Here is a 22890-nt window from a genome sequence, read left to right on the forward strand (position 1 = left end):
CCAGGCGGCTTGAGGGGCATGGCGGCGGACGGGAACGTGTCGGGAAAGCTGGAGGCGGCGACGGCGCTGGCCCGCCAGGTGGCCGAGGTCGGGCGGGCCATCGGCCTGCCCTACATCGCCGCGGCCTCCGACATCGGCAATCCGCGGCCGATGTACGGATCGGACGGCCGGGCCCTGGCCGAAACCGTCTTCAGTTGGATCGACCCCGACCTGCGCTACTGGGAGGACCGGGGTTTCGCCCTGCGCGCCGCCTTCATCCACGCCGCCCGGGTCTGCTCCGAGCCGTTCTACTTCGCCGGCGGGCGGCTGGCGTCTTGGCGGCCGAACGCCGCGCTCGAGGCTGTGGCCGCCGAGGGGCGCATCGAGACGTTCGGCGTGGGATCCGCCATCGTCGCCCCCGCCTATCTGCCCGACGGGGTGATCGGCGCCGTGGTCTGGGCCTCCCCCGACGCGGACCTCGACGTCGGCCGCGTGTTCGCCGAGCGCGCAGGCGAACTCCACGCCCTGGCGCTGAAGTTCGTCGCCACCTACGCCGACGCCACCGGACGCCTGGCCGCCGCCGCCCCGGCCCACCTGACGCGGCGGGAGATCCAGTGCCTGAAATGGGCGGCCGCCGGCAAGACCGACGCCGAGGTGGCGCGCATCGTCGCGATCTCCACGCCCACCGTGCGGTTCCACATCAACAACGCCGCCCGCAAGCTGGGCGTCGCCGGCCGTTCGCAGGCGATCCGGCGGGCCGCGACCCTGGGCTATATCGGGTCGGGAGATCCGCCCTACGCCGACTCGCCGCCCAATAGGTGACGCCTCCGTCATATTTTTGACGGAACCGCATTATCCTGTCTGTGGCCAGATTGTGGCGAAGCGTCGCAGGGGATGGGATGATCTCGTGTCTGGGGCGCCACACCCGCCGCCGACCGGCGTTTTTTGACCTAGCCGTCATTGCCGCGCTTCCCCGACCCGCCTTTACCGGCCCTCGAGCGGGCGCCCGCGCATCCCCCCAACGGGGCCCGGCTCGGGGAGAAGAAAACCAATGAGAACCACCAACCTGCTGCGCAGCTCCGCCCTCGTGGGCGTCCTGGCCGCAGCCTTCGCCACCAGCGCGTACGCGCAGGAGGAAACCGCCGGCGGGCGCGAGATCGAGGAAATCGTCGTCACCGCCCAGAAGCGCGAACAGAGCCTGCAGGACGTGCCGATCGTCGTGACCTCGGTCAGCGGCCAACTGCTGCAGGACGCCGGCGTGCGCGACATCCGCGAGCTCACCGTGCTGACGCCCGGCCTGACCGTCACCTCGACCTCGAACGAGACCATCGTCACAGCGCGCGTCCGCGGCGTCGGCACCGTGGGCGACAACCCGGGCCTGGAGTCCTCGGTCGGGATCGTGATCGACGGCGTCTATCGCCCGCGCAACGGCGTGTCGTTCGGCGACCTGGGCGAAGTGACCCGCATCGAGGTGCTGAAGGGCCCGCAGGGCACCCTGTTCGGCAAGAACACCTCGGCCGGCGTCATCAACATCATGACCGCCGGACCGACCCAGGACGTCCGGGCGCAGTCGGAAGTCACGGTCGGCAACTTCGGCCAGTTCGGCTTCACCGGCTCGCTGAGCGGCCCGATCACCCAGGGCGTGGCCGGCCGGATCTTCGCCGCCGCCCGCACCCGTGACGGCTACCAGGACATCAACACGGGCGACGGCCCGCGCGGCCAGCACGACGACAACAACCAGAACTTCTACACCGTCCGCGGCCAGCTGCAGCTCGACCCGACCACCGACCTGTCGGTGCGCCTGATCGCCGACTACACCAAGCGGAACGAGGACTGCTGCGTCGGCACCCAGCTCTTCGTGGGCCAGGCGACCAACAGCCGCGCCCGCATGATCGAGGCCGTGCGTCCGGGCTCGCTGGACCTGACCAGCACCCCGTTCGACCGCCAGGGCTACGCCAACCGTCCCACCGACCAGCGCGTCGAGGACAAGGGCGTGTCGGCCGAGGTCAACTGGACCCTCAGCGACGCCGTGAAGCTGACCGCGATCACCGCGGTCCGCAACTGGCGCGCCGAGACCGGCCAGGACAGCGACTTCACCGCCGCCGACATCGTCTACCGCCCGAACGACGGCTCCAACAACGTGGAGTTCGGCCAGTTCTCGCAGGAGCTGCGGTTCGCGGGCGACCTTATGGACGGCCGGTTCAACTGGCTGGTCGGCGGCTTCTACGCCAAGGAGGACCTCGACGTCCGCTCGGTGCTGAAATACGGCCGTGACTACTACAGCTACTTCGCCGGCCGCGTTCTGAGCGGCGTGCCGGCCCTGGTCGGCCTGACCCCCGGCACGATCTTCCAGCAGGGCCTGGGCTCGGACGACCGGTACTCGCAGGACGACAAGACCTGGGCGCTGTTCACGAACAACTCGTTCGCGATCACCGACCAGCTCGAACTGACCGTCGGCCTGCGCTACACCAAGGACAAGAAGACCCTCGTCACCGACTACACCACGACGGGCACGTCGTGCGACCAGGCCGAGGCGCGCTACGGCACGCTGGCGGGCCTGCTGGGCCAGGCGACGGCCACGACGCTGGTGGGCGGCCTCTGCCTGAACCACGAGAACAACGACTTCGACGACCTGGGCATCGTGACCCAGAAGGCGACCGAGGAAGAGTTCTCGGGCACGGCCAAGCTGGCCTACCGCTGGAACGACGACATCATGACCTATGCGTCGTACTCGCGCGGCTACAAGGCCGGCGGCTTCAACCTCGACCGCGAGCAGCGGATCGTGGCGACCGCCACGGGCCCGAACTTCACCGCCGACCCGGACACCCACTTCAAGGGCGAGTTCGTGGACTCCTACGAACTGGGCGCCAAGACGAGCTGGCTGGACAACTCGCTGCTGCTGAACGCGGCGGTGTTCTACCAGAAGTTCACGGACTTCCAGCTCAACACCTACGTCGGGACTGCCTTTATCGTCGAAAGCCTGCCCGAGGTGGTGTCGCGCGGCGTCGACCTGGACTTCATCTACCTGCCGCCGGTCGAGGGCCTCACCTTCCAGGGCGGCGTGACCTACGCCGAAACCGAGGTCCAGCCGTTCACGGCCTCGGAACTCATCAACCCCAGCCGCTTCAACAGCCTGCGCCGCCTGCCCGGCGCCCGCCTGTCGTTCGCCCCGCTGTGGTCGGCCTCCCTGGCCGGCTCCTACGAGCGTGAAGTCGGTTCGAACCTGATGTTCCGGGCCAACCTGTCGGGCAAGTTCACGTCCAAGTACAACACGGGCTCGGACCTGCACCCCTCGAAGATCCAGGACTCCATGGTGCTGGTGAACGGCCGGGTGGGCCTGGGCTCGCAGGACGAGAAGTGGACGGTCGAACTCTGGGCCAACAACCTGTTCGACAAGGACTACGTGCAGGTCGGCTTCAACGGCCCGTTCCAAGTCGACGAGAACAACGACGCGATCAGCGTCTACGACGCGTTCCTGGGCGCCCCGCGCACCTTCGGGGCCACGGTCCGCTTCAAGTACTAGGCGTAAGAACGACCTCTTCGGAGGTTCGGAGCGGCCCGGAGCGATCCGGGCCGCTTTTCTTTCAGGCCAGTCTTCTAGACCAGCCGCTCGGCGTGCCAGGCCAGGTGGTCGGCCATGAAGGTCGAGACGAAGTAGTAGCTGTGGTCGTAGCCGGGCTGGAGGCGCAGCGTCAGCGGCACGCCGGCCGCCTCGCAGGCCTGGGCCAGAAGTTCGGGCTTGAGCTGCTCGGCCAGGAAGGCGTCGGCCCCGCCCTGGTCGACCAGCAGTCCGGGAAGCCGCGCGCCGTCTTCCAGGAGGGCGGTGGCGTCATGGCGCCGCCAGGCCTGGCGATCGTCACCCAGATAGCCCGTGAGCGCCTTCTCGCCCCAGGGGCAGCGCATGGGCGAGGCGATCGGCGCGAAGGCCGAGACGCTCTTCCACCTGCCGGGTGTCTTGAGCGCCAGCGTCAGCGCGCCGTGGCCGCCCATGGAGTGGCCGGTGATCCCCTGGCGAGCCATGTCGGCGGGGAAGTTCGCGGCGACGATCTCCGGCAGCTCGGAGACGATGTAGCTCTCCATCCGGAAATTGGCCGCCCAAGGGTGCTGCGTGGCGTCCACGTAGAAGCCCGCGCCCTGGCCGAAGTCGTAGGCTGGATCGTCGGGGACGCCCTCGCCTCTCGGGCTCGTGTCAGGCGCCACCAGGATCAGGCCGAGCTCGGCGCAGGCCCGCTGGAACTGGCCCTTCTCGGTCACGTTGGCGTGGGTGCAGGTCAGGCCCGACAGGTACCAGACCACCGGACAGGGGCCCCGCCCCGCCTGTTGCGGAACGTAGACGCTGAACGTCATCGGCGTGCCGGTCTCGCGGCTCGCGTGCCGATAGACGCCCTGGACGCCCCCGAAGCTGCGGTTCTGCGAGACGGTCTCGAGAGCCACGTCAGTAGACGATCACGCTGCGGATGCTCTCGCCCCGGTGCATGAGGTCGAAGGCCTCGTTGATCCGCTCCAGCGGCATCTTGTGGGTGATCATCGGGTCGATCTCGATCTTCCCGTCCATGTACCAGTCGACGATCTTCGGCGTGTCGGTGCGGCCCCGCGCGCCGCCGAAGGCCGTGCCCTTCCACACCCGGCCGGTGACGAGCTGGAAGGGCCGCGTGGCGATCTCCTTCCCGGCCTCGGCCACGCCGATGATGATGCTCTCGCCCCAGCCGCGATGGCAGGCCTCGAGCGCCTGGCGCATGACCGTCGTGTTGCCCGTGGCGTCGAAGGTGTAGTCGGCGCCGCCGCCGGTCAGCTCCACGAGGTGGGCCACCAGGTCGCCCTGCACGTCCTTGGGATTGACGAAGTGGGTCATGCCGAAGCGACGGCCCCACTCCTCGCGGGCCGGATTGATGTCGACCCCGACGATCATCGCCGCGCCCACCAGCTTCAGGCCCTGGATGACGTTCAGCCCGATGCCGCCCAGCCCGAAGACGACGCAGTTGGCGCCCGGCTCCACCTGGGCCGTGTTGACCACCGCGCCCACGCCCGTGGTCACGCCGCACCCCACGTAGCAGGCGGTCTCGAAGGGAGCGTCCTTGCGGATCTTGGCCACCGCGATCTCGGGCAGAACCGTGAAGTTCGAGAAGGTGGAGCAGCCCATGTAGTGGTGGATCGTCTGGCCCTTGTACGAGAAGCGGCTGGTCCCGTCCGGCATCAACCCCTTGCCCTGGGTGCCGCGGATCGCGGTGCAGAGGTTGGTCTTGCGGCTGAGGCAGCTTTTGCACTGCCGGCATTCCGGCGTGTAGAGCGGGATCACGTGGTCGCCCGGCGCCACGCTCGTCACGCCCGGCCCCACCTCCACCACCACGCCGGCGCCCTCGTGGCCCAGGATCGAGGGGAAGACGCCCTCGGAGTCCAGGCCGTCCAGGGTGTAGGCGTCGGTGTGGCAGACGCCCGTCGCCTTGATCTCGACCAGCACCTCGCCGGCGCGCGGGCCCTCGAGGTCGACCTCGACGATCTCCAGGGGCTTCTTCGCCTCGAACGCCACCGCCGCACGCGTCTTCATGGGGTCTCTCCGCTCCGGATTCGGCGGGGTTCTAGCATGCCGGACCGGCCTGGATACGCCCCCACTAATAGTCCCGCCGCTTCTCCATCGGCGCGTCCGGATCGGGCGGCGGGGGCGGCGTGTAGGGCTTCAGCGCCGGCGTGGGCATGGGCAGCGCGACGGGGCCGTTGGCGGCCGGCGGCGCGGGGGCCGGGAGGTCGAGGACGGGCGGCGGAGCCTCGGAGACCTCAGGCGCCGTCTCGGCGACCGAGGCCGGCGCGGCCCTGGGAGGCCGGGAGGCGAGCGCCAGGCGGGGCGGCGCGTCTTCCGCCCGCGGGGCGGGCCCAGTCGCCGCGGGCGGGAGGTCCGGGGTCTGCGGCGCTGGCGTTGACGTCGGAAGGATCGCGGACTCCTCGACGGGCGCCGCGGCGGCCGCGGGCTGCGGGGCCGGCTGAGGTTCGCGGGTCAGGGTGAACGCCAGGCCGGCAAGGCCCAAGACCCCCACCCCCGCGGCCGCGGCCAGGGCGGCCCACGGCGGCTCCTTGGATTGGGCGGCCGCGCGACGGACGGGCGGAGTGGCGAAGACGGCGGGCTGGAGCGTCGCCGTGGGGGCGGGCTGGGGCGGCAGGCGCGAGCCGGGAGGCGCCGCGGGCGTGGGCCGAGTGAAGGCCGGGGGCGGCCCGGCGGGCCGCGTGAACACCGGCGTGACCGTAGGCGGCGGCTCGACCCGCGGAGCTCCCGGGGGCGGCTCGGGGGCCGGCGCCTGTCCGGCCTTCGGCAGCGGGCCCACACGGAACGGCGCCTGGGGCATCCTCGGCCAGGCGCTGTTGCGGGCGTAGGGGTTGGCGTCGTCGCGGTCGGCCATGGGCGTCTCGGGTCGAAAACGTGCGGGATCACCTCTTCCCGCCGAGTTGGACAGGACTATGACGGCGCGGCCAGGTGCGGCCGCCGCGCCAGCACGATCGCCAGATCATACGGGATCGCCAGCCCCTCGCGGAGCGTCATCCGGGTCCAGTGGCCGAGCCCAGCCCCGCCCGCGCCCCGCGCGAGCGGCCCGGGCGCGGTGGCGACCCCCATGGCGCCCAGCAGCAGACGGATGCGCGGCACATGGTAGGCGTCGCTGCAGACCACGACGCGCGGGACGGCGTGCCGGCGGCTGAGCCGGTGGACCACGAGCGCGCTCTGCAGCGTGTCGAGGCTGTCCTCGTCCAGGATCAGCCGCCGTTCGGGAACGCCCCGCGCCATCAGGACCTCGGCCATGACCGACGCCTCCGACGGCCCGACCCGGCCGACGCCGCCCGAACAGAGGATCGGCGCCTCGGGGTGGGCCCGGGCCGCCTCGGCGCCGTAGCCGATGCGCCGCAGCAGCGAGGGCGAGGGCCGCCCGTCGGCCAGGACGGCGGCGCCGAAGATGGCGATGAGCGGCGGTCCGTTCATGTCGTCAGAATGCCGGGACGAGGCTCCCTCGCCTACTGGTTCATCGGCGGGTTGTACTGTTCGATCAGGTCCACGCGTTCGGCCTCGCGCACCGCCCGGGTGACGTTGAGCCGGGTCAGCACCTTGGCGTCCTTGTACTGCTCGCGGGCCTTCTCCAGGGTGGGACGCCAATCCTGGCTCGCGAGGTTGCCGGTCTCCCCCGCATAGACGACCAGCGGCTCGCCCGAGGTCACGCGGGCGATCACATAGTTGGCGCCGGCCGGCGGCAGGAACCGCTCCTCCTCGATGGACGTATACCGGTAGCGGGCGCCGGACTTTCCGGTGAGCTCGATCTGGCGGGTCAAACCTACTCTCTCCACTGGGCAGCTTGAGTCGAAAGTCCGCTGCGGGACCGCCCCATGGTTACGCGCCCGAATGGGACCAAAAGTGGGCTCGGCTTGGCCGTGGCGGCGGCAAGATCGGGCGCGATGGGAACAGCCTTCGCCATATGGACGTTCGCGCTTCCGCCGGCTCTGTTACGCTATCGAGAGTTTCGGGAGGGACATGACTCGCGCGTCCCCGACGCCGGAACGCCGCGGAGCCTGCTAGAACGCCCCCATGGAGAGACCCGCCGACTTCACGCTTCAGGCCGCGACGGATCACCCCACCGTGGCGCTGTCCGGCGACTGGACGGCGCGCAGCCTTGGCGGCGCGGGCGTTTCGCTGGCCGAGTCGCTGGACGGGCTCGCCAACTTCGCCGTCGACCTGACGGACGTGCGCCGCCTGGACACCGCCGGCGCGCTCGCCGTGGTGCGGGCGGCGGGCGCGTCCTTCGACCTCGCGCGCATCAGGGGCCGGCCCGAGGCCCTGCGCCTGCTGGCTGTGGTCGAGCAGGCCACCCGCGAGGAGCCCGAGGCGCGGCGCCCGCCGCGCGGCTTCCACGAGATGACGGTGCGCATCGGCAAGGGCGTGGTGGGCTTCGGCCACGACGTGCTCGACACCATGAACTTCCTGGGCCACCTGCTGGTCGTCGTGGCCCGCAGTCTGTTCTGGCTGTTCGTCTCCCCGCGCCGAATCCGCTGGCCGGCGGTGTTCTCGCTGATCGAACGGGCGGGACTGGACGCCATCCCCGTGGTGGCCGTGGCCACGTTCTTCATCGGCGCCGTCGTGGCCTACATCGGCGCGGGCATGCTCCAGCAGTTCGGCGCCGAGGTGTTCGCCGTCGAGCTGATCGGCATCTCGATGATGCGGGAGTTCAACATCGTCATTACCGCCGTGCTGCTGGCCGGCCGTTCGGCGTCCAGCTTCGCCGCCGAGCTTGGGGCGATGAAGATGAACCAGGAGATCGACGCCATGAAGGTCATGGGCGTCGATCCCTTCGAGGCCCTGGTGTTCCCGCGCTTCGCGGCCCTGCTCATCACCATCCCGCTGCTGACCTTCGTGGCGACGCTGGCGGGCCTGCTGGGCGGCATCGTCGTGACCTGGTCGGTGCTGGGGCTCGGGCCCGCCTTCTTCCTCCAGCGGATCGTGGACAACGTGGGCATCACCCACTTCTGGATCGCGCTGTCCAAGGCGCCCGTCATGGCCGGGGTCATCGCCGGCATCGGCTGCCGCCAGGGCATGGATACGGGCGGCGACGTGGAGTCCCTCGGCCGCCGGGTGACCGCCGCCGTGGTGCACGCCATCTTCTCGATCATCATGATCGATGCCGTCTTCGCCATGATCTACAAGGAACTCGACCTGTGAGCGGCCCGCTGGCGGACACGGCCGAGGACGAAGCCCTGCTGGACGGCGAAGGGCCGGCCATCGAGGTCCGCGGCCTGCTCTCCCAGTTCGGCGACCACGTGGTCCACAAGGACCTCGACCTCACCGTCCGTCGCGGCGAGGTGCTGGGCGTGGTCGGCGGTTCGGGCGCCGGCAAGTCGGTGCTGCTCAACACGATCATCGGCCTGAAGGTCCCCGAGGGCGGCACGGTGCAGGTCCTGGGCGCCGACATCGCCCACGCCGGCCGCCGGCGCTGGTCGGCGCTGGAGCGGCGCTGGGGCGTGCTCTTCCAGCAGGGCGCGCTCTTCTCGAATCTGACGGTGAAGGAGAACGTGGCCGCGCCGATGCAGGAGCACACGAACCTCTCCCGCAAGGAGGTGGACGAGCTCGCGGCCCTGAAGATCGCCCTGGTGGGCCTGCGCGCCGACGCGGCGGCGCTGAAGCCTTCCGAACTCTCCGGCGGGATGCGCAAGCGTGTGGCCCTGGCGCGCGCGCTCGCGCTCGACCCCGAACTGCTGTTCCTCGACGAGCCCACCTCGGGCCTCGACCCCGTCGGGGCCGCGGCTTTCGACCGGCTGATCCGCGACCTGTCGGACAGCCTGGACCTGACGGTATTCATGATCACCCACGACCTGGACACCCTCTACGAGATCACCGACCGGGTGGCGGTGATCGCCGACAAGCGGGTGGTCGCCACGGCTCCCGTCCACGAACTGGAGACCGCGGACCATCCGTGGATCCGCGAATATTTCCTGGGCCCGCGCGGGCGGGCGGCCGCCGCCGCGGCCGCAAGGGTCAGGACGGAGGCCTGATGGAAAAGAACGCCAACTATGCGCTGGTGGGCCTGTCGACCGTCATCCTGGTGGCGGCCCTGGCGATCTTCGTCGTCTGGCTCGCACGCTTCCAGTTCACCCAGCAGAACGACATCTACGACATCCTCTTCCAGGGTCCCGTGCGCGGCCTCTCCGAGGGCGGCGAGGTGCAGTTCAACGGCATCAAGGTGGGCGAGGTCACCAAGATCGCGCTCGACCGCACCAACCCCAGCCGGGTGATCGCCAGGGCGCGGGTGACCTCGGACGTGCCGATCCGCGTGGATTCCTACGCCACCCTGGAGCCCCAGGGCATCACGGGGGTGAACTACATCCAGATCACCGCCGGCACGCCATCCAAGCCGCTCCTGAAGGACGAGGCCCAGAAGCGCTGCCAGCGCGAGGGCATCGGCCTGGGCCAGGAGTGCATCCCCGTCGTCCGCAGCCAGCGCAGCACCCTGTCGGACCTGCTCGAAGGCGGCGGCACGGTGCTGACCCGCACCATCGAGGCGCTGGACCGCATGAACCGCGTCCTGTCGGACCAGAACATCCAGACCTTCTCGGCCGCCCTCTCCGACGCCCAGGCGGTCACCGCCGAACTGCGCGAGCGCAAGGCCATCGTCGCCGACGCCCAGCGGGCGCTGCAGCGGATCGACGAGGCCACGGCGGAGATCACCCTGCTCACCCGCTCCACCCGCCAGGTGGTCGAGGGCGATGGCTCGCGGGCGGTCAAGAACATCGCCGACGCCGCCGAGGAGGCCCGCGCCGCGGCGGCCGACGTGCGCGTCATGGTGAGCCGCCTGCAGGGCCCCACCACCGAGTTCGCCACCAATGGCCTGCCCCAGGCGACGGCCGCGCTCGTCCAGTTGCAGAACGCCGCCGAGTCCCTCGACCGGCTCGTCAACGAGATCCAGGCCAACCCCTCGTGGGCGCTCGGCAAGCCCAAGGCCGAAGAAGTGAAGGTGCCGCAATGACGCGCGTTTCCGTGCTCCTCCGCCCCGGCCTCGTGGTCGCGTGCGCCCTGGCCGTCAGCGGCTGCATCTCGCTGCTGCCCAAGAGCAAGCCGGCGCACCTCTACCGGTTCGGCGACACGGCGCAGGCCCAGGCGAGCGCGCCGGCCGCCGGGTCCGTCGGCGTGGTGCGCAACGCCGGCGCCTTCCAGCGAGAGTCCGCGGGCGACCGCCTGCTGACGATCACCGGCGGCAAGGCGGCGTACGTGGCCGAGACCCGCTGGGTCGCGCCCGCCGCGGTGCTGTGGGACCAGGCCCTGGCGGCGGCCTTCGACGCCGACCCGGGCCCTGTCCGGCTGGTGTCCCGGGGCGAGCCCGCCGCGGCCGACTATGTGCTGCGGGTGGACGTGCGCAACTTCGAGACCCGCTACGAAGCCGGTCCCAAGGCCGCGCCCACCGTGCTCGTCCGCGCCCGCGCCGTGATGATCCGCGCCGAACGCCGCGAGGTGAGCGAACAGATCTTCGAGGCCCGCGTCCCGGCCTCGGGCAACCGCGTGGCGGCCATCGTCCGGGCCTATGACAAGGCGACGGCCGACGTGCTGGGCCAGATCGTCGCCTGGACCAACGGCCAGGTGCAGGCCGGCGCCTAGATGCCGCGCGGAGGCTTCGCCCGCCGATCGTCCGGCCGGCCGGTCTGGCCCTGGCGGCGGGAGCCCCCGCCGCCGCCCGGAGCGCTGGCGGAGCCGGTCGGCTTCTCGGGTGTGCGCCTGTCGCTGGCCGACGAACTCGAGGCCGCCGCCCAGTTCTTCGACCAGGCCCGGCCCGCCGCCTCCAGCGCGCCCCTGAAGGTGCTGGCCCTCTCGGGGGGCGGCTCGGGCGGGGCGTTCAGCGCCGGCGCGCTTGTGGGCCTGACCCGGGCGGGCCGCCGCCCCCTCTTCGACATGGTGACCGGCGTCTCGACCGGGGCCCTCATCGCCCCCTTCGCCTTCCTGGGACCCGACTGGGACCCGGAGCTCACCGACGCCTACACCGACGGCTACGCGGCCGAGATGCTGGCGCTCACCGCCGTCAGCCTGGGACCGAGCCTCTATCCCGCCGAACGGCTCGCGGGTCTCGTGGGCCGCTACGTGGACGCTCGGCTGCTGGAGGCCGTGGCCGCCGCCCACGCCGCGGGCCGCCGGCTGTTCGTCGCCACCACCAACCTCGACTCCCAGACGACCTGCATCTGGGACATGGGCGCCATCGCCGCCCAAGACGGCCCCGAGGCGCAGCGGCTGTTCGCCGACGTGCTGATCGCCTCGGCCAGCGTGCCCGGCCTCTTCCCGCCCAAGCTGATCCCGGTGGAGAGCGGCGGGACGGTCTACGAGGAGATGCATGTGGACGGCGGCGCGATCAGCCCCCTGTTCATCATTCCCGAGGCGCTCATCGAGCGGACGGCCGCCGACCGCGCCCCGGGCGGCGCGGACGTCTACGTCCTGATCAACACCGTGCTGGAGGCGACGCCACGCGCCACGGCCCTGGGCGTCGTGCCGATCCTGATGCGCAGCTTCGAGCTGATGCTGCGCTCGACGTACCGCGTCGCCCTGCGCTCGGTGGAGGCCATGTGCGAGTTGCGGGGCTTCACTCTGCACAGCGCCTGCATCCCCGCCGCATTCGACGGGAGCAACATGATGCGCTTCGAGCGCGAGGCCATGGCCAAGCTCTTCGCCCAGGGCCGCGACCTGGCCGAACAGGGCCGCCTCTGGAACTAGCTCTCGATGCCGGCGATGCGCTTGGCGGCTGTGACGGTGTTCTGCAGCAGGCAGGCGACGGTCATCAGGCCCACGCCGCCCGGCACCGGCGTGATGGCCCCGGCCACCTGCAGCGCCTCCTTGTAGTGGACGTCGCCCACCAGCTTGGTGCGCCCCTCGGCGGCCTTCACCGGATCGTCGAACGGGACGCGGTTGATGCCCACGTCGATCACCGTCGCGCCCGCCTTGATCCAGTCGCCGCGGATCATGCGAGGCCGGCCGACGGCGGCCACCAGGATGTCGGCCTCGCGGCAGACGTCCGGCAGGTCCCGCGTGCGCGAATGGGCGATGGTCACGGTGCAGTCGGCCGCCAGCAGGAGCTGGGCGATCGGCTTGCCCACCAGCAGCGAGCGGCCCACCACCACGGCCCGCTGGCCCGTCAGGTCGCCGAGGGTCTCGCGCAGCATGATCATGCAGCCGAGCGGCGTGCAGGGGACCAGCGCCGGCAGGCCGCTGGCCAGCCGTCCGGCGTTGACCACGTGCAGGCCGTCCACGTCCTTGTCGGGATTGATGGCGGCGATCACCGCCTTCTCGTCCAGGTGCTTCGGCAGCGGGAGCTGGACCAGGATGCCGTGGATCAGGGGATCGGCGTTCAGCTCGGCCACCAGCCGGATCAGTTCATCCTGCTGGGTGTCGGCGGGCAACCGGTGGGTCACCGAGTGCATCCCCACCGCCAGCGAGTGCTCGCCCTTGGATTTCACATAGGCCTGGGAGGCCGGATCCTCGCCCACCAGCACCACGGCCAGGCCGGGCTGGAGCTTGTAGTCGGCGCGGAGCCGGGCGACTTCCTCGGCCACCTGCGAGCGCAGCCGTTCGGCCAGGACCTTGCCGTCGATGATGCTTGCCGTCATGGCGCGCTGCTAGCCGCTTGGGCGCGCGCGCGCAATCTCAGCCAGGCCGCCACCGCCCAGGCGTGGGCGTCGTGGCGCAGGGATTCGATGGCCGCCTGGGGCGTCACCCACGTCAGCGTGTGGTCGTCCTCGACCTTGAGGGACGCATCCTCGCCGTCGAGCCTAAGGGTGAAGAACACCGCCCGGTTGTTGTAGGCCGCCCCGTCGGTGTTGACGAAGACCTGGTCCGCCCGGCCGTAGGGCTCGAGCGCGGCGACAACCAGGCCGGTCTCCTCACCGTACTCGCGGACCACCGCCTGCTCGGGTCCCTCGCCCGGGTCCAGCGCCCCGCCGGGCAGGTCCAGCCAAGGCGCGTGGCCGGGCTTCTCCACGCGGACCAGGGCGATCCTGCCGTCGCGCTCGCAGATTCCGAAGGCGGCGGGGCGATCCGCGTAAGTCCGGCCCGGCTCCGGATCGCCGAACTGGGGGACCGCCATCAGTCGATCGCGTAGAGCGCGGGATAGGGATCGACCTTGCCCGCGAGCACATCCTGCACGGCGATGGGCCGCCAGCCGATGGTCCGCGTGGCGCTGGCCGCCCAGGCCTCGACGATCAGGTCCCGAAGCTCGGACGCGCCGGCCGAGAGCTGGCGGGTGGCGAACTCGGGCCCGCGCGGATCGTTCGGCGCCAGGCCGCCCGCCTTCTCCAGCTCGTAGAACGGGATCACCAGACGATTCGTGGCCGAGAGGTAGTCGACCACCCGCTGCTCGATGGCGCACTGGCACAGCTTCACGGGCGTCATGCCGGCCGCCACCTTCGCCGGGTCCACACGGTCGCGCACGAGCTCGCTCTCGAACGGGCCGTGAAGGCGCGCGGTGGAGAAGCCGTTCGGGTTCGGGTAGTCGCCCCAGCCGTTGTAGTGGACCGAGGTGTGCAGCGGCTGGCTGCCGTCGGCGACGAAGTGAGAGAGCTCGCCGATGGTGTGCTGGATCAGCGCCTCGCGCCGCTTGCGGTCGGCCGTGAAGAAGGCGCGGTTCTTCTTCCACGCCGGATTGGCCTCGGCCGCCTTCAGCACGCGCCAATAAGCGAAGTCGGTGGCGAGCTGCTGCCAGCGATCGACGATGGCGTACTGAAGATAGCCGGCCTTCACGCTGTCGAGGCCGTGGGCCCGAAGCGCCGTCTCGTAGTCGTTGCGGGTGGCCGGCATGGGCAGGAAGGACGGTCCGCCCAGGATCTTGCCCTCATCGTCGATGTCCACGAAGTGGGCGGAATCCCGATCCTGGTCGTGGATCTTCCCAGAGCCCTTGGAGCGGTCGGGCTCACGCGACAACTCGCCCAGGTCGATGGCGGCCTGCTTCGTGCGCAGGAACGCCGGGACCTCGGCCGGCAGGGCCCGGGCGGCGGCCTGCCCGACGATCCGGTGGCCGGTCCCGCCCCAGGCGGCGGCGCTCTGTGGTGCGGCGACGGCGGCGGCGGCGAGAACCAGGGAGAGGAGGCGCTTCATGCCTCCCGTTTGCGGGCTCCCTTCCGCAAAGGCAAGCGCCTCAGGCGATGCCCAGCGCCGCTTCCACCCGGCGGACCCAGGCCGCGACCTTCGGATAGGCGGCAAGGTCGAAGCCGCCCTCATGGGCGAAGCGCGTGTAGGCCACGAGCGCCACGTCGGCGAGCGTCGCCCGGTCGCCCACCAGGAACGGCGAGGCCTGGAGGCCGTCCTCCATCCGCTGCAGGGCGGCCTTGCCCCGTTCCACCAGGCGCGGCTCCAGCTCGGCGACGGCCTTGCCCAGGTAGCGCACCTGGAAGCGGGCGACGGCGACATAGGGCTCGTGGCTGTACTGCTCCCAGAACATCCACTCCAGCATCCGGGCCCGGTCGTAGGCGTCGGCGGGGATCAGGTCCGAGCCCTCGGCCAGATGCAGGATGATGGCGTTCGACTGGGCGAGCGGGCGGCCGTCGTCCAGCACCACGGCCGGGACCTGGCCGGCAGGGTTGATCGCCAGGAACTCCGGCGTCCGCGTCTCGGCCTTCAGGACGCTGACCTCATGCCACCGGTACGGGAGGCCCAGGTAGTCCGCGGTCCACTTCACCTTCAGGCAGTTGCCCGAGATGGAATCCCCATAGATTTCCATGCGCTCGTCCTCCGCGACCAGGCGCGGCTGTGAGCCGGAAAAGCCGCGGAATCAAGCGACGATGACTCGCCGGCTCTGTGAGGAAAGCTAACAGGCGTCAGGGCGGCCGCCCCACGGGGGTTGCCCCAGGCGGCCTCAACCGGTACGAGTCCGGCCACCAGTACAAACGACGTAGGAGGACGCCGTCCATGCGACGCCGCCTCGCCGCCCTGGCAGCCCTTTCCCTCATCGCCGCCGGCACGAACGCGCAAGCCGCGTCGAATGATCCCGTGGGCGACCTGATTTCGTCGGTGATGTCGGGCGCCCTGCCGGGGGCCCCGGTCTTCAACCTGAAGGCCACGCTCTACCATGCGGGCGCCAAGGGCGTGGGGGCCCTGGACAGCCTGGGCTGCAAGGTCGTGGCCATGCGCACCGTCGCCGTGGACAAGAACGTCATCCCCCGCCGCACGGTCCTGTTCATCAAGGAGACCGTCGGCATGAAGATGCCAGACGGCGGCACGCACGACGGCTACTGGTACGCTTCCGACGTCGGCGGCGCGATCAAGGGCGAGCGCATCGACCTCTACACGGGCCACGGCGCCTCCTCGATGAAGCCGGCCCAGAAGCTGAACCTCTCCAAGCTCACGGCCGTGAAGGTCGGCGAGTTCAAAGGCTGCCCCCCGGCGTAGGGCCGGACTCTAGGGGCAGACGCGGGAGACGGGCTTGAGCAGTTCGTCATCCTCGTGCGAGGCGGAGCCGATGTGCCGCATGCTCAAATCCGGCTGCACCAGAAGCTCCAGGTGGTTGATGCGGGGATACTGCCGCCAGTGCGCCTCGGTGACGTGGTAGGCGACTTCGCAGCCGCCGGCTTCCATGAGAACCCTGTCGCCAGGCAGCAGGACCTCGGCGAACTCGAAGATTCGCTTCCTTCCCGGCTTGATCGTGACGATTTCCTGGACGGCGGTTCCGCTCCTCGACGCCCGATAGGTATGGAAGCGCAGCTCGACCCCCGAGCCGTTGGTCAAATCCACCTTCAGCGGGTGCGAACAGCTCGCGAGGGCGAAGATCGCCCCTAGGGCGACGCAGGCCCGCCGCGCCAGGCGCCAGGGCGAGACAACCGCCGATGGCCGATGCGCCGATATAAGGCTGCTCAGGAGCATACGCGGGACACCGGCTTGAGCGGAAAGTCCGGGTGCGCCGCGGTCTGGCGATTCTCACCCTCGGCTGACGCCGGGAGGATCTGACGCAGGGTGAAGTCCGGCTCCACCCGCACGCCGAAGGTGGCGTACCTGAAATTGTTGTCCCAACCGGTGCGGGGGATTTCGTAGGCGATCTCACAATTTCCGACCGCCACGCGCATATAGCTTCCCGGATAGAGCAAAAGCTTCGCGAAATGCAGGCTTCGCCCCTTCCCCGGAGCGACCACGATCACCCTCTCGTCCCATCGATCGTTACCGATCACCCGATCGGTATGCAGACGCAGAACCTGGCCGGAATTGTTGAATACATAGATGTGCGGCGGGAGCGTGCAGGCCGACAGGACCGCGGCCGCAACGATTCCGCCCAACACTCGCCCTAGCGAGGTCATTCCGGCTTCCTCGACGCCCAGGGACGCGGCGGATCGGCGTTGGGACCTCGCTCGTTCCAGTTCGAATCGCCGTGCCATTCGCCATCGCGGAACAGGGACCGGAGCCCGCCCAGCAGGTTTGACGGGAGATAGGCCGGTCCGAGTTGCTGCCCCTGAACGGTGTGCTGCCGCTCATGCTGTCCGAGCGCGCGGCCGTCCTCTGCGCTCCACGGAACAGTCCCTTCTCGTGACCAAAACGGGTCATCGGGTTTGAAAGGGTCACCGCGGTACGTGATGGTGTTGCCGAGCGTGATCGCGCCGACTCCCCCAAACGGGTTGTTCACGAACTCCACCGCGTTGTGGCCGACCTGGATGCGTGGGTCCGGCTGGTCGCCCGGACGCAGCCGGTTCAACTGACCCGCCGCACATCCCGTCAGGCCATAGGCGAGGCCCAGGGCGGTGTTGGGCGCCGACCAGAGCTTCCCGGCCACATCGCGAGGGTCCAGCCGCCCCGGCCGATCCCTGAGCTTCGGCGCCTTCGCCAGCTCCGCGTGCTCCCGCATCGTCAACGAATACTCGTCCCGCCTGTCGTCCATACCGCGAAGCGGCCGCCGCCCGTTCGTCACCCCATCCTCCACCGCAAGATCGCCAAAGTTCCAACATCGCTTCAACCATCTCGAATGTCAAGAACAAAATGAGAACATCACCCTCGCCCGCCAACCGCTTCTTCGCCCTCACCGGAGGTCCCGGCGCGGGCAAGACCACCCTCATCCGCCACCTCGCCGCGCTCGGCCACGCGGTCGCGCCCGAGAGCGCGCGGGCCGTGATCCGGGCGCAGGGCGGCCGGCCGCCGCCTTCGCGGTTCTGCGAGCTGATCCTGGCGCGCGACGTTGAGACCTACCGCGCCGCCTTGGGCCTGACGTTCTTCGACCGGGGCGTGGTGGACGCCTGGGCGACGTTCGGCGCCTATGGCCTGGCGCCCTCGCCCGCCGCCGAGACGGCCGTGCGCACGCTGCGTTACCACCCACGCGCCTTCATCGCCCCGCCGTGGAAGGCGATCTACGTGCAGGACGCCGAGCGCGACCAGACCTGGGACGAGGCCGTGGCGACCTACGAGGCCTGCGCCGAGGCCTATCTGGCGCAGGGCTATGAACTGGTGGAGTTGCCGCGGGCCGACGTGGCCGCGCGGGCGGCGTTCGTGCTGGAGGCCGTCGCCTAGGTCTCGACGAAGGCCCGTTCGAGCACGAAGTCGCCCGGAGCGGCGATCGAGCCTTCCACGAAGCCGCGGTCGAGGAGCTGCTTCTTCAGGTCGACCAGCACCGAGGGGCCGCCGCACAGCATCACCCGGTCCACGGCCGGGTCCCACGGCGGGGTCCCGAGGTCGCGGAACATCTGGCCGCTCTCGATCAGGTCGGTGATCCGGCCGCGGGTCTTGAACTCCTCGCGGGTGACGGTCGGGTAGTACTTGAGCTTCGGCGCGATCATCTCGCCCAGGTACTCATCGTTCGGCAGGTCGCGCTCGAACAGCTCGCGGTAGTTCAGGTCGGCGACCTGGCGCACCGTGTGAGTGACGATCACCTCGTCGAAGCGCTCGTAGACCTCGGGGTCGCGGGCCAGCGACAGCCAGGGCGCGAGGCCGGTGCCGGTGCCCAGCATGTAGAGCCGCTTGCCGGGCTTCAGGCCGTCCAGCACCAGGGTGCCGGTGGGCTTGCGGCCGATCAGGACCTGATCGCCCACCTTCAGGTGCTGCAGGCGCGAGGTCAGCGGGCCGTCCGGCACCTTGATCGAATAGAACTCCAGCTCCTCGTGCCACGCTGGGCTGGCGATGGAGTAGGCGCGCACCAGCGGCTTGCCGTCCTCCTTGGTCAGGCCGACCATCACGAACTGGCCGCTCTGGAACCGGAAGCCCGGGTCGCGGGTCGTGCGGAACGAGAACAGGGTGTCGGTCCAGTGCTGGACCCAGGTCACCGTCTCGACGAAGAAGGCGCCGGAAGCCTTCTCTGGCGCCTTGGCGGCCGGCTGGGCGGCGGTCACGTCGTTCATCAGCTCTCTTCTCTCGGCCGCCCTAGATGTCGCCGCCGACATTGTTCGCGGCGCCGGGCGCGCGGACCAGATGTATTCCGCACTCGCTCTTGTCCAACCCTTTCCAGCGGCCGGCGCGGACGTCCTCGCCCTCCTCGACCGGCTGGGTGCAGGGCCAGCAGCCGATGGACGGGAAGCCCTGAGCCACCAGCGGATGGGCCGGAAGGTCGTGTTCGGTAGCGTAGGCGTCGAGGTCTTCCTTGGTCCAGTTGGCCAGGGGATTGAACTTCACCTTCCCCTCGGCCTCCTCGACGACGGGCAGGTTCAGCCGGTCGCCGCCGTGGAAGCGCTTGCGCCCGGTGACCCAGGCCTCGAAGCCTTCCAGGGCGCGGTCCAGCGGCAGCACCTTGCGGATGTGACAGCAGGCGTCGGTGTCGCTTTGCCACAGCTTGTTCTGCGGGTCGGAGGTGGCGAGGTCCTGGTAGGCGGGGCGCAGGTCGCGCACGTCGGTCAGGCCGAGGCGCGCGGCGAGCTGCTTGCGGTAGTCCAGCGTCTGGCCGAACAGCATGCCGGTGTCGAGGAACAGCACCGGGATGTCCGGCTTCACCTTGGCGGCGATGTCCAGCAGCACGGCGGATTCCGCCCCGAAGGACGAGACCAGGGCCAGGCGGTCGCCGAAGGTCTCGATGGCGGCCTCCAGGACGGTGCGCGGATGGGCCCGGCGCAGCTCGGCGTCGAGGCGCGCGACGAGCGTCCCGCTCGGGGAGGAGTCATAGGCCACGCTCATCCCTCCCGCTCCACGAAGGCCGGCGCCCGGGCGTCGGCGGCGCGCTGGTAGACGTGCCGGTAGCGGCGGGCGGCGGCGTGCCACTCCTGCGACCCCGCGCCGTCGGCCGGCTCGAAGGCGTCGAAGCCGACGCGGACCATGAAGCCCGCCTGCTCGCGCAGCACGTCGCCCACCGCCCTGACCTCGCCGGCGTAGCCCAGGCGTTCGCGCAGCAGGCGCGCGTTGGTGTAGGCCCGGCCGTCCCGGTACTTGGGGAACTCCAGCGCCACCACCGACAGCCTGGGCAGATCGTAGGCCAGGACCTCGGCCTCCTCGTGGGCCTCCAGCCGGACGCCGACCTTGCGCCCCTCGCCGAGCAGGCGCTCGCCCTCGGCCTGGAAGCGGGCCAGCGAGACGATCACGTCGCCCGGCGGAATGTCCTGGTCGTCGGCCACGTGGGTGAAGGCGTCCTCGGCCGGCTCGGCCCGGCCCTCGCGCCACCTAATGAGCGTCGGCATAGACGGCCTCCTTGAACGGGGCGACCCCGGTGCGACGGAAGGTGTCGAGGAAGCGCTCGCCCTCGTTCCGCTCGCGCAGGTAGACGTCGACGAGGGTGTCCACCGCGTCGGCCACGCGGTCGTAGGGCAGCGCCGGCCCCAGGATGGTCCCGAGCGAGGCGTCCTCCGCGCCCGACCCGCCGAGGGTGAGCTGGTAGAACTCCTCGCCCTTCTTATCGACGCCCAGGATGCCGATGTGGCCAACGTGGTGGTGGCCGCAGGCGTTGATGCAGCCGCTGATCTTGATCTTCAGCTCGCCGATCAGCTCGGCCCGTTCGGCGTCGCGGAACTTCTCGGCGATGTTCTGAGCCACCGGAATGGCGCGGGCGTTGGCGAGCGCGCAGTAGTCCAGCCCCGGGCAGGCGATGATGTCCGAGACGAGGTTGATGTTCGGCGTCGCCAGCCCCGCCGCGTCCAGCGCCGCCCAGACGGCCGGAACGTCGTCCAGCTTCACGTGCGGCAGGACCAGGTTCTGCTCGTGCGTCACCCGAATGTCGCCCTGGCCGTAGCGCTCGGCGAGGTCGGCGACCACGTCCATCTGGTCGGCGGTGGCGTCGCCGGGGGTTTCGCCGATGGCCTTCAGGCTGATCTCGACGATGCCGTAGCCGGGCGTCTTGTGCGGCTTGAGGTTGTTGCGGACGAAGCGCGCGAAGGCCGGGTTCGACGTCTTGGCCGCCTCCAGCGTCTCGGACTGCGCGGGCAGCACCTCGAAGCCCTTGGGCGCGAAGGCGCCGCGTATGCGGGCGAGCTCGGTGTCGGGCAGGTCGACGCCATCCCCGATCTTCTCCCACTCGGCCTCGACCTGGCGGGTGAACTCCTCGACGCCGAGGGCCGCCACCAAGATCTTGATGCGCGCCTTGTAGATGTTGTCCCGCCGCCCGTGACGGTTGTAGACGCGCAGGATCGCCTCCAGGTAGCTCATCAGCCGGTTGGCCGGCAGGAACTCCCGGATGGTCGGGCCGATGTGCGGGGTGCGCCCCATTCCGCCGCCGACGATCACCTCGAAGCCCAGGGCGCCGTCGCGGGCGCGCTTCAGGACGAGGCCGATGTCGTGGACGCGGGCCGCCGTGCGGTCCTTCGGCGCCGCGGTGACCGCGATCTTGAACTTGCGCGGCAGGAACGAGAACTCGGGGTGGAAGGTGGACCACTGGCGCATCGCCTCGGCCCACACGCGCGGGTCGTCCAGCTCCTCGGCGGTGGCGCCGGCGTAGGGGTCGGCGGTGACGTTGCGGATGCAGTTCCCGCTGGTCTGGATGGCGTGCATGTCCACGCCGGCCAGGTGGTCCAGGATGTCGGGGGCGTCCCGCAGCTTGATCCAGTGGAACTGGATGTTCGTGCGCGTCGTGAAGTGACCGTAGCCGCGGTCGTAGGTGCGCGCGATCCAGGCCAGCTTGCGCATCTGGGCCGGGTTCAGCGAGCCATAGGGAATGGCGATGCGCAGCATGTAGGCGTGGAGCTGCAGATAGAGGCCGTTCATCAGCCTGAGCGGCTTGAACTGGTCCTCGGTCAGGTCGCCCGAGAGGCGCCGGGCCACCTGGGCGCGGAACTCCGCGGCCCGGTCGGCGAGCATCTCCCTGTCGATCGTGTCGTAGCGGTACATGGGACTACTTCCGCTTGATCAGGTTGACGCGGCCGGTGGAGCGCGCCGCGCCCGACGCTTGCTGGAGCGCCGCAATGGCGGCGCCGCCCTCGGCCTGCTTGCCGTGCTGCGGGTGGTTGGTGGGCCCCAGCGCCCGGATGCGCTCGCGGTAGGACACCGGCGCCCAGATGCCCTCCCCCTCGACGAGGTCGATCAGATAGGCGTCCACCACCACCGTGGGCTGGTTCTTGGCCTGGCCCTCGGCCTCCAGGGCGGTATCCTCGTCGCCGAACAGCTCGGCGTCGGCGAAGCGCTCGACCCACTCGCCGGCCTTCCAGAACACCACCTCGCCGTCGCTCAGGCGGTTCGCGGTCAGGGCCTTCATGCGCGCGCCTCCCGAACGAGCACTTCGATCTGCGCGATCCCTTCTCCGGCCCGCGCGAGGGCCATGGCCTCACCCACGATCAGCAGGGCCGGGCCGCGCAGCGCGGCGGCGGCTTCGGCCAGCCCGGAGAGCGTTGTGACGACCCGCCGCTCGTCGGCGCGGCTGGCGTTCTCGACGATCAGGGCCGGCGTCGCCCCGTCCCGGCCCGCGCCCAGCAGGCGCCCGGCGATGGCGGCGGCCTGCGACAGGCCCATGTAGATGACGACGGTCTGGTTGGCCTTGGCCAGGCTCTCCCAGTCCAGGTCCGGCTCGGCCCCTTGCGCCGCATGGCCGGTGACGAAGGTGACCGCCTGGGCCGAGCCCCGATGGGTCAGCGGCGCGCCGGCGCTGGCGCCCGCCGCCAGGGCCGCGGTGACGCCCGGGACCACCTGGCATTCGACGCCGGCCTCGCGGCAGGCTTCCAGCTCTTCGCCGCCCCGGCCGAAGATGAAGGGATCACCGCCCTTCAGCCGGACGACCGTCAGACCTTCAAGGGCGAAGGCCGTCAGCATCCGGTTGATCTCGTCCTGGCTGTAGGAATGGCGCGATTTGCGCTTGGCCACCGAGATCCGCCGCGCCCGGGCCGGCGCCAGATCCAGGATCTCGTCCGACACCAGGCCGTCGTGGACCACCACGTCAGCGCCCTGCATGACCTTCAGCGCCCTGATGGTGAGCAGGTCCGGGTCGCCCGGGCCGGCGCCCACCAGCCAGACCTTGCCGGCCCCGCCGCCGCGGGCCTTGCCGTCCAGCACCAGGAGCCGGTCGGCGCGCCTTCCCTTCGGGTCTTGCTGGGCCATGTTTTAGGTTC

General features: G+C 70.4%; 27 protein-coding genes. 9 read left to right on the forward strand and 18 right to left on the reverse strand.

What is annotated here, in order from left to right:
* The first annotated feature begins 36 nt into the window (after window positions 1–36).
* Together ACK4TT_RS03775 and ACK4TT_RS03780 are read left to right on the forward strand one after the other, a co-directional pair.
* Entirely contained in the window at window positions 37–801 is a 765-nt protein-coding gene (locus ACK4TT_RS03775) for a helix-turn-helix transcriptional regulator (RefSeq protein WP_409641532.1), read from the forward strand.
* A 229-nt stretch (window positions 802–1030) separates the two neighbouring features.
* Complete coding sequence (locus ACK4TT_RS03780; protein WP_410212475.1) at window positions 1031–3502, forward strand: TonB-dependent receptor; 2472 nt, start codon at window positions 1031–1033, stop codon at window positions 3500–3502.
* A 74-nt stretch (window positions 3503–3576) separates the two neighbouring features.
* Here ACK4TT_RS03780 and fghA read toward each other — a convergent pair whose 3' ends face one another.
* The 5 genes from fghA to ACK4TT_RS03805 all read right to left on the reverse strand — a co-directional run bounded on the left by fghA (window position 3577) and on the right by ACK4TT_RS03805 (window position 7284).
* Window positions 3577–4413: an S-formylglutathione hydrolase gene (gene fghA / locus ACK4TT_RS03785; RefSeq protein ID WP_409640409.1), complete on the reverse strand. Its 837-nt coding sequence runs from the start codon at window positions 4411–4413 to the stop codon at window positions 3577–3579.
* Between the two features lies 1 nt (window position 4414).
* Window positions 4415–5524 carry an S-(hydroxymethyl)glutathione dehydrogenase/class III alcohol dehydrogenase gene (locus ACK4TT_RS03790; protein WP_409640412.1) on the reverse strand — a complete coding sequence of 370 codons (1110 nt, stop codon included), beginning with the start codon at window positions 5522–5524 and terminating at the stop codon, window positions 4415–4417.
* Between the two features lie 64 nt (window positions 5525–5588).
* Window positions 5589–6368 (reverse strand): hypothetical protein, encoded by a 780-nt coding sequence (locus ACK4TT_RS03795; RefSeq protein ID WP_409640415.1) that lies wholly within the window; start codon window positions 6366–6368, stop codon window positions 5589–5591.
* Window positions 6369–6424: 56 nt separating this feature from the next.
* Window positions 6425–6940 carry a YdcF family protein gene (locus ACK4TT_RS03800; RefSeq protein WP_409640418.1) on the reverse strand — a complete coding sequence of 172 codons (516 nt, stop codon included), beginning with the start codon at window positions 6938–6940 and terminating at the stop codon, window positions 6425–6427.
* 32 nt (window positions 6941–6972) lie between these two features.
* A complete protein-coding gene (locus tag ACK4TT_RS03805) occupies window positions 6973–7284 on the reverse strand; it encodes a hypothetical protein (RefSeq protein ID WP_409640421.1) in 312 nt (103 codons plus the stop codon).
* A gap of 253 nt (window positions 7285–7537) precedes the next feature.
* Between ACK4TT_RS03805 and ACK4TT_RS03810 the strand changes: the two genes are divergently transcribed.
* Genes ACK4TT_RS03810 through ACK4TT_RS03830 form a run of 5 tightly spaced genes read left to right on the forward strand, consistent with a single transcriptional unit; the run spans window position 7538 to window position 12193 of the window.
* A complete protein-coding gene (locus ACK4TT_RS03810) occupies window positions 7538–8665 on the forward strand; it encodes an MlaE family lipid ABC transporter permease subunit (protein WP_409640424.1) in 1128 nt (375 codons plus the stop codon).
* Window positions 8662–9495, forward strand: coding sequence for an ABC transporter ATP-binding protein (locus ACK4TT_RS03815; protein ID WP_409640427.1), 834 nt, complete (start codon window positions 8662–8664; stop codon window positions 9493–9495). The genes ACK4TT_RS03810 and ACK4TT_RS03815 overlap by 4 nt, the downstream gene beginning before the upstream one ends.
* Window positions 9495–10466: an MlaD family protein gene (locus tag ACK4TT_RS03820; RefSeq protein WP_410212476.1), complete on the forward strand. Its 972-nt coding sequence runs from the start codon at window positions 9495–9497 to the stop codon at window positions 10464–10466. The genes ACK4TT_RS03815 and ACK4TT_RS03820 overlap by 1 nt, the downstream gene beginning before the upstream one ends.
* On the forward strand, window positions 10463–11092 hold the full coding sequence (locus ACK4TT_RS03825) for an ABC-type transport auxiliary lipoprotein family protein (RefSeq protein ID WP_410212477.1): 630 nt from the start codon (window positions 10463–10465) through the stop codon (window positions 11090–11092). The genes ACK4TT_RS03820 and ACK4TT_RS03825 overlap by 4 nt, the downstream gene beginning before the upstream one ends.
* Window positions 11093–12193 carry a patatin-like phospholipase family protein gene (locus ACK4TT_RS03830; protein ID WP_410212478.1) on the forward strand — a complete coding sequence of 367 codons (1101 nt, stop codon included), beginning with the start codon at window positions 11093–11095 and terminating at the stop codon, window positions 12191–12193.
* Here the strand turns inward: ACK4TT_RS03830 and folD are convergent.
* The 4 genes from folD to ACK4TT_RS03850 are packed head-to-tail and all read right to left on the reverse strand — an operon-like array spanning window position 12190 to window position 15188.
* The gene (gene folD, locus ACK4TT_RS03835) at window positions 12190–13083 is read right to left on the reverse strand and encodes a bifunctional methylenetetrahydrofolate dehydrogenase/methenyltetrahydrofolate cyclohydrolase FolD (RefSeq protein WP_409640439.1); all 894 of its coding nucleotides are present in this window, start codon (window positions 13081–13083) and stop codon (window positions 12190–12192) included. The genes ACK4TT_RS03830 and folD overlap by 4 nt on opposite strands.
* On the reverse strand, window positions 13080–13559 hold the full coding sequence (locus ACK4TT_RS03840; protein WP_410212479.1) for an NUDIX domain-containing protein: 480 nt from the start codon (window positions 13557–13559) through the stop codon (window positions 13080–13082). Before ACK4TT_RS03840 ends, folD begins: the two co-directional genes overlap by 4 nt.
* Window positions 13559–14566, reverse strand: a complete 1008-nt coding sequence (locus tag ACK4TT_RS03845) for a S1/P1 Nuclease (protein ID WP_409640445.1) — start codon at window positions 14564–14566, stop codon at window positions 13559–13561. Before ACK4TT_RS03845 ends, ACK4TT_RS03840 begins: the two co-directional genes overlap by 1 nt.
* A gap of 40 nt (window positions 14567–14606) precedes the next feature.
* Window positions 14607–15188 (reverse strand): glutathione S-transferase family protein, encoded by a 582-nt coding sequence (locus ACK4TT_RS03850; protein WP_410212480.1) that lies wholly within the window; start codon window positions 15186–15188, stop codon window positions 14607–14609.
* 188 nt (window positions 15189–15376) lie between these two features.
* On the opposite strand from ACK4TT_RS03850, the gene ACK4TT_RS03855 reads away from it, so the two are divergent.
* Window positions 15377–15856 carry a 3D domain-containing protein gene (locus ACK4TT_RS03855; protein ID WP_410212481.1) on the forward strand — a complete coding sequence of 160 codons (480 nt, stop codon included), beginning with the start codon at window positions 15377–15379 and terminating at the stop codon, window positions 15854–15856.
* A gap of 9 nt (window positions 15857–15865) precedes the next feature.
* Here ACK4TT_RS03855 and ACK4TT_RS03860 read toward each other — a convergent pair whose 3' ends face one another.
* The 3 genes from ACK4TT_RS03860 to ACK4TT_RS03870 are packed head-to-tail and all read right to left on the reverse strand — an operon-like array spanning window position 15866 to window position 17303.
* On the reverse strand, window positions 15866–16327 hold the full coding sequence (locus tag ACK4TT_RS03860; RefSeq protein ID WP_409640453.1) for a hypothetical protein: 462 nt from the start codon (window positions 16325–16327) through the stop codon (window positions 15866–15868).
* On the reverse strand, window positions 16318–16755 hold the full coding sequence (locus ACK4TT_RS03865) for a hypothetical protein (RefSeq protein ID WP_409640456.1): 438 nt from the start codon (window positions 16753–16755) through the stop codon (window positions 16318–16320). The genes ACK4TT_RS03860 and ACK4TT_RS03865 overlap by 10 nt, the downstream gene beginning before the upstream one ends.
* Window positions 16752–17303 carry a hypothetical protein gene (locus ACK4TT_RS03870; protein WP_410212482.1) on the reverse strand — a complete coding sequence of 184 codons (552 nt, stop codon included), beginning with the start codon at window positions 17301–17303 and terminating at the stop codon, window positions 16752–16754. The genes ACK4TT_RS03865 and ACK4TT_RS03870 overlap by 4 nt, the downstream gene beginning before the upstream one ends.
* A 125-nt stretch (window positions 17304–17428) precedes the next feature.
* On the opposite strand from ACK4TT_RS03870, the gene ACK4TT_RS03875 reads away from it, so the two are divergent.
* On the forward strand, window positions 17429–17953 hold the full coding sequence (locus tag ACK4TT_RS03875; protein ID WP_410212483.1) for an AAA family ATPase: 525 nt from the start codon (window positions 17429–17431) through the stop codon (window positions 17951–17953).
* Here the strand turns inward: ACK4TT_RS03875 and ACK4TT_RS03880 are convergent.
* From ACK4TT_RS03880 to cobA, 6 genes are read right to left on the reverse strand one after another with little or no spacing between them, the layout of a single operon-like run.
* Window positions 17950–18777 (reverse strand): ferredoxin--NADP reductase, encoded by an 828-nt coding sequence (locus ACK4TT_RS03880; RefSeq protein WP_410212484.1) that lies wholly within the window; start codon window positions 18775–18777, stop codon window positions 17950–17952. The two genes, ACK4TT_RS03875 and ACK4TT_RS03880, sit on opposite strands and share 4 nt — an antisense overlap.
* A 22-nt stretch (window positions 18778–18799) precedes the next feature.
* On the reverse strand, window positions 18800–19537 hold the full coding sequence (locus tag ACK4TT_RS03885; protein WP_409640575.1) for a phosphoadenylyl-sulfate reductase: 738 nt from the start codon (window positions 19535–19537) through the stop codon (window positions 18800–18802).
* A gap of 2 nt (window positions 19538–19539) precedes the next feature.
* Entirely contained in the window at window positions 19540–20040 is a 501-nt protein-coding gene (locus tag ACK4TT_RS03890) for a DUF934 domain-containing protein (RefSeq protein WP_409640468.1), read from the reverse strand.
* Window positions 20024–21679 carry a nitrite/sulfite reductase gene (locus ACK4TT_RS03895; RefSeq protein ID WP_409640471.1) on the reverse strand — a complete coding sequence of 552 codons (1656 nt, stop codon included), beginning with the start codon at window positions 21677–21679 and terminating at the stop codon, window positions 20024–20026. Before ACK4TT_RS03895 ends, ACK4TT_RS03890 begins: the two co-directional genes overlap by 17 nt.
* A gap of 4 nt (window positions 21680–21683) precedes the next feature.
* Entirely contained in the window at window positions 21684–22043 is a 360-nt protein-coding gene (locus ACK4TT_RS03900; protein ID WP_410212485.1) for a DUF2849 domain-containing protein, read from the reverse strand.
* Window positions 22040–22879 carry a uroporphyrinogen-III C-methyltransferase gene (cobA, locus tag ACK4TT_RS03905; protein ID WP_410212486.1) on the reverse strand — a complete coding sequence of 280 codons (840 nt, stop codon included), beginning with the start codon at window positions 22877–22879 and terminating at the stop codon, window positions 22040–22042. Before cobA ends, ACK4TT_RS03900 begins: the two co-directional genes overlap by 4 nt.
* Between the last annotated feature and the right edge of the window lie 11 nt (window positions 22880–22890).

The sequence above is a fragment of the Phenylobacterium sp. genome (assembly GCF_046463815.1).
Classification (GTDB): domain Bacteria; phylum Pseudomonadota; class Alphaproteobacteria; order Caulobacterales; family Caulobacteraceae; genus Phenylobacterium.